Source organism: Pseudoroseomonas cervicalis ATCC 49957 (assembly GCF_000164635.1).
GTDB lineage: Bacteria > Pseudomonadota > Alphaproteobacteria > Acetobacterales > Acetobacteraceae > Pseudoroseomonas > Pseudoroseomonas cervicalis.
In genome coordinates this window covers 40,559-45,800 of sequence record NZ_GG770777.1, presented here as the reverse complement: position 1 = coordinate 45,800, position 5,242 = coordinate 40,559, and the positions used below count along the sequence as shown (strand labels likewise).

Below are 5,242 nucleotides of genomic sequence, written 5' to 3'. Positions count from 1 at the left end.
CGCGCAGCGCCAGCGGCCGCCCCCCCGGCCTGCGCCCGCCCCGCCCCTCCGAGGCCAGCGGCTATTACGGCGCGGTGCTCTGCTTCCTCTGCTACCTGGCGGAACAGGAGGCCAGCGCACCGCTGATCAGCTGAGCGCCGGACAGGCCGGGACTAGTGTCCGCGACGATCGGCCGCTCCAGCAGGAGAGCGCGCCTGCCCGGAACCGACCCCAGCGCCGCCCCCGCCCGCCGGGGCCCAGCTGGACGGCGTGGCCGGCGGGCTCGTCGCGCTCTCCCGGCCCAGGAGGGCGGGCCAGGAGGACGGGGCGGCACCCGGCCAGCCGGAATACGCCGGCTCCTGAACCGGCCGGCTGGACGGGCGCGGCGGCAGCGGCCAAAGCTGCCGCCATGCTGATCCCTGACACCATCCCCCGCACCGCCCTGGTGACCGGGGGGGCCAAGCGGCTGGGCCGCGCCAGCGCCCTGGCGCTGGCCGGCGCCGGCTTCGACATCGCCCTGCACTATGGCCGCAGCCGGGAGGCGGCGGAGGCCACCGCGGCCGAGATCCGCGCCCTGGGCCGCCGCGTCGCGCTGCTGCCGGCGGCGCTGGAGCGCGAGGCGGAGACCGCCCGCCTGCTGCCCGACGCCACCGCCGCGCTGGGGCCGGTCGGCGTGCTGGTCAACAACGCCTCGACCTTCGAGCGCGACGAATGGCACGACGCCACGCGGGCGAGCTGGGACCACCACATCGAGCCCAATCTGCGCGCGCCCTTCGTGCTGGCCCAGGCCTTCGCCCTCGCCCTGCCGGAGACGGCGGAGGGGGTGGTGGTCAACATGCTCGACCAGCGCGTCTGGTCACTGACGCCGCATTTCGTCAGCTACAGCGTCTCCAAGGCCGGGCTCTGGGCACTGACGCAGAGCCTGGCGCTGGCGCTCGCCCCGCGCATCCGGGTCAACGGCATCGGCCCCGGCCCGGCCATCCCCAGCCCGCGCCAGAGCCCGGAGCAGTTCGCCGCGCAATGCGCCAGCACGCCGCTCGGCCGCGGCACCGGGCCGGAGGAGGTGGGGCGCGCCCTGCTCGCCATCCTGTCGCTGCCCGCCATGACCGGGCAGATGATCGCCCTCGATGGCGGGCAGCACCTGCAATGGTCGCCGGCGCGCGGCCAGGGGCTGCCGGAATGAGCTACGCCCCGGACGCCGCGCGCGGGCTGCGGCGCGTCGTGGTGCGCGGCCTGGCGGTGGAGGCGCATATCGGCATCTACCCGCATGAGGAGGCGGCGCCGCAGCGCGTGCGCATCGATGTCGAGCTGCTGGCCGAGGACGACGCCGCGCCGCATGGCGTGGGCGAGGACCGGCTGGAGCGGGTGGTGGATTACGAGGCGGTGGCCAACACCGCGCGGCGCATCGCCCTCGACGGCCATGTGCGGCTGGCCGAGACGCTCGCCGAGCGCATCGCCTGCGCCGTGCTGGCGGGCGATGCGCGCATCGCCGCGGCGCGGGTGACGGTGGAAAAGCCCGACATCATCGCCGATGTCGCCGCCGTCGGCGTGACGGTGGAGCGGCTGCGCCGCCCGGCGGTGGGCTGAACCGGCCCGCCAATCGCTGGACAGGTTTTTAAATCAACGGGCTGCACGACATGTCCCCAGCCCTGTCCACGCCTCTGTCCACGGAAACGGTGGAAAACTCGGGCCGCGCCGCAGCGGCGGCGGCGCATGCTGCACTGCACAGAGGTTGGGCAGGGCGGCGCCCGGCCAGGGCCAGCGGCCCGGCCCATCGGCGGTGGCGGCGAGGCGCGGCCGCCGCCCCGGCGTGCCGGCGCGATTCGCCGGGCCGGGGCCGGGCCCGCCGGTCTCACGCCGCCGTGAACAAAAACGGCTTTGCGGCCGGGGATTTGTCCACCGCTCGTTCCGCCGCCGGGCGGCGCATCCGCGCGTCAATCGCATTGTTGCCCTTGACGCCTTATCGGACGCGGTTTTTTCGGCATGTGTTGTATAATCAATGACTTAAAGAAATGCCCAAACTCTGGGCATCCTCGTGTGACCCGCAGATGACAGCGATTTAGAAGGGTTAACCCCAGCCTCATCCACAGACTTATCCCCAGCTTCGGTGGACAAGTCTGCCGCCCCCTTGAGCGGCGGCCGCCGGCATGGTTCATCCTGGCCATGCAGGATCGCCCCCCCGAGGAGCCGGCCCCCGACCAGCGCCCCGACCCCGCCCCCGCCCCGGCCGAAGCCGAGGCGCCGGTGATGGAGGGCGTCGCCGTGATCGAGGCGGCGCTGGCCACCATGCCGCTCTCTCCCGGCGTCTACCGCATGCTCGATGCCAAGGGCGAGGCGCTCTATGTCGGCAAGGCGCGCAGCCTGAAGAAGCGCGTCGTCGCCTACACCCAGCTCGCCCGCCTGCCGGAGCGGCTGCGCCGCATGGTGCATGGCACGCGGCGCATGGAGATCATCACCACCGGCAGCGAGGCCGAGGCCCTGCTGCTGGAAGCCAACCTGATCAAGAAGCTGCGGCCGCGCTTCAACATCGTCCTGCGCGACGACAAATCCTATCCCTGGCTGGTGATCACCGAGGACCACGCCTATCCGCAGATCGCCAAGCATCGCGGCGAGAAGCGCAAGGGCGCCAGCTACTGGGGCCCCTTCGCCAGCGCCTGGGCGGTGGACCAGACGCTGACCGCGCTGCAGAAGGTTTTTCTTCTGCGATCCTGCCGCGACACGGTGTTCGACAGCCGCGACCGGCCCTGCCTGCTGCACCAGATCAAGCGCTGCGCCGCCCCCTGCGTCGGCCGCATCAGCGAGGCCGACTATGCCGGGCTGGTGCGCGACGCCAAGAAATTTCTGTCAGGTGAGACGCCCTCGATCCAGAAGGCCTTGGCGAAGGAGATGGAGCAGGCGGCCGAATCGCTGGAATTCGAGCGCGCGGCGGCCTTGCGCGACCGCATCCGCGGCCTGACCCATGTGCAGGGGCAGAACGCCATCAACCTGGATGGCGTGGGCGATGCCGATGTCATCGCGCTGCACCAGATCGCCGGCCAGTCCTGCGTGCAGGTCTTCTTCTTCCGGGGCGGGCGGAACAATGGCAACCGCTCTTTCTTCCCCTCGCATCTGAAGGACGATGCCGAGCCGGAGGAGGTGCTCTCCGCCTTCCTCACCCAGCTCTATGACGATCTGCCGCCACCGCCGCTGGTGCTGCTCTCGCACGCCTTGCCGGATGCCGGGCTGATCGCCGAGGCGCTGGCGCTGAAGGCCGGGCGCAAGGTGGAGCTGCACGCGCCGCAGCGCGGCGAGAAGCGCCAGGCCGTCGAGCACGCCGCCACCAATGCGCGGGAGGCGCTGGAGCGGCGCCTGGCCGAGGGCACCGCCCAGGTGGCGCTGCTGGAGGGGGTGGCGAAGCTGTTCGACCTGCCCGAGCCGCCGCGCCGCATCGAGATCTACGACAACAGCCACATCCAGGGCAGCCATGCCTATGGCGTGATGGTGGTGGCGGGGCCGGAAGGCTTCATGAAGAACGCCTACCGCAAATACGCCATCCAGGGCGCCGCGGCGCCGCGCATCCCGGCCCCGGTCGCGGCCGAGGTGCCCGGCGCGCTGAAGGAAACCCGCGCGGCGGGCGGTGGCGACCGCATCGCCAGCGGCGGCGGCGACGATTTCGCCATGATGCGCGAGGTGTTCGAGCGCCGCTTCGGCCGCGCGCTGAAAGAAGACCCGGAGCGCCAGGGCGAGGGCTGGCCCGACCTCGTGCTGATCGATGGCGGCGCCGGCCAGCTCTCCGCGGCGCGCGAGGTGATGGCGGAGCTCGGCCTCGGCGACCTCAACCTGGTGGCGGTGGCCAAGGGGCCGGACCGCGATGCGGGCCGCGAATGGTTCCATCGCGACGGCCACCCGCCGTTGCAGCTGCCGCCGCGCGACCCGGTGCTGTATTACCTGCAAAGGCTGCGCGACGAGGCGCACCGCTTCGCCATCACCACCCATCGCGCCGGCCGCAGCAAGGCCATCACCCGCAGCGAGCTGGACGAGATCCCCGGCGTCGGCAGCGCCATCAAGCGGCGGCTGCTGAACCATTTCGGCTCGGCGCGCGGGGTGCGGCAGGCCGGGCTCGACGACCTGAAGAACTGCCCCGGCATCGGCCCCTCGATGGCGGTGCGCATCCATGAGCATTTCCACCCTGGCGCCGCCGGGGCTAATTTGGGAAAGGCACAGCCGGGAAAACGCCCGGGCCGCCCAGCGGGAAGAGAGTGACCTTGCCCACCGACCTGCCGAACCTGCTCACCCTCTCCCGCATCGCGGCGGTGCCGCTGCTGGTGCTGCTGGCGGCGCTGCGCCTGCCCTGGGGCGATGTCGCCGCCTGCGCGCTGTTCGCCGCCGCCGCCATCACCGATTATTTCGACGGCAAGATCGCCCGCGAGCGGCAGCTGATCTCGGCCTTCGGCCGCATGCTGGACCCGATCGCCGACAAGCTGCTGGTGGCCGCGACGCTGATGCTGCTGGCCGGGCTGGAGCGGCTGTCGCTGCTCGGCCTGCTGCCGGCCATCGTCATCATGCTGCGGGAGATCCTGGTCTCCGGCCTGCGCGAATACCTGGCCGGGCTGTCGGTCGGCCTGCCGGTGACCAAGCTGGCCAAGTGGAAGACCGGGGTGCAGATGACCGCCCTGCCGGTGCTGCTGGCCGGCGACACGGGGGCGGCCGCGCTCGGCCTCGGCGTCCTGCCACTGGGCTGGATCGGCGAGGCGCTGCTCTGGCTGGCCGCGGCGCTGACGCTGGTGACGGGCTGGGACTATCTGCGCGCCGGGCTGCGCCATGCCGAGCAGCAGGACCTGGCCCGCACCGCGCCGCCCAAGGAACTTTCGCGTCCTTGAGGCGTCAAGGGCGCGGACCATCTTCACGCTGACAGGACAGGAGGGGCGCATGGCCCGCGACGCGATCGGCACCATTCTCGGCCAAAGGCGTGGCCACGGCCTGGCGCGCGCCGCCGGGCTGGCGCTGCTGGCCGGGCTCACCGGCTGCGGCGCCGCCTCCCTCACCGGGCCGCGCGACGCGGTGCCGACCGACAGCCTGACCGCGCAGCGCATCCTGGGCCAGCCGGTCGAGGTGCCGCCGCTGTTGCCCGCCGTCGGCAATGTCTGGCCGGAGGGCGAGGAAACCCGCCGCGCCACCCTCGCCGACCCGGAGGTGCGCCCGGCCGACCCGCTCTCCGTGCCGCAGCCCCTGCCCCGTCAGCAGCGCGGCAGTTCCACCCCGCCCGACCTGCTGGCGCCGGGCA

The 5,242-nt window shown here is 72.6% G+C and carries 4 protein-coding genes and 1 pseudogene; all 5 read left to right on the top strand.

All coding sequences use genetic code 11. The annotated features are described in order from the left end of the window. Positions 1-388: 388 nt before the first annotated feature. Complete coding sequence (locus HMPREF0731_RS00185; RefSeq protein ID WP_007001941.1) at positions 389-1,162, top strand: SDR family oxidoreductase; 774 nt, start codon at positions 389-391, stop codon at positions 1,160-1,162. After that, positions 1,159-1,566 carry a dihydroneopterin aldolase gene (locus HMPREF0731_RS00180; protein ID WP_040611791.1) on the top strand — a complete coding sequence of 136 codons (408 nt, stop codon included), beginning with the start codon at positions 1,159-1,161 and terminating at the stop codon, positions 1,564-1,566. The genes HMPREF0731_RS00185 and HMPREF0731_RS00180 overlap by 4 nt, the downstream gene beginning before the upstream one ends. Before the next feature lie 576 nt (positions 1,567-2,142). Continuing rightward, positions 2,143-4,221: an excinuclease ABC subunit UvrC gene (uvrC, locus tag HMPREF0731_RS00175; RefSeq protein WP_007001939.1), complete on the top strand. Its 2,079-nt coding sequence runs from the start codon at positions 2,143-2,145 to the stop codon at positions 4,219-4,221. A 2-nt stretch (positions 4,222-4,223) separates the two neighbouring features. Then, positions 4,224-4,838, top strand: a complete 615-nt coding sequence (gene pgsA / locus HMPREF0731_RS00170) for a CDP-diacylglycerol--glycerol-3-phosphate 3-phosphatidyltransferase (protein WP_040611789.1) — start codon at positions 4,224-4,226, stop codon at positions 4,836-4,838. Positions 4,839-4,887: 49 nt separating this feature from the next. Continuing rightward, positions 4,888-5,242 (top strand): annotated as a pseudogene (locus HMPREF0731_RS24790) (hypothetical protein); the annotation flags it as partial.

Excerpts from the sequence above, each read along its gene's own strand:
- HMPREF0731_RS00180 (WP_040611791.1), top strand. The coding sequence starts at position 1,159 with ATGAGCTACGCCCCGGACGCCGCGCGCGGGCTGCGGCGCGTCGTGGTG.
- uvrC (WP_007001939.1), top strand. The coding sequence starts at position 2,143 with ATGCAGGATCGCCCCCCCGAGGAGCCGGCCCCCGACCAGCGCCCCGAC.
- HMPREF0731_RS00185 (WP_007001941.1), top strand. The coding sequence starts at position 389 with ATGCTGATCCCTGACACCATCCCCCGCACCGCCCTGGTGACCGGGGGG.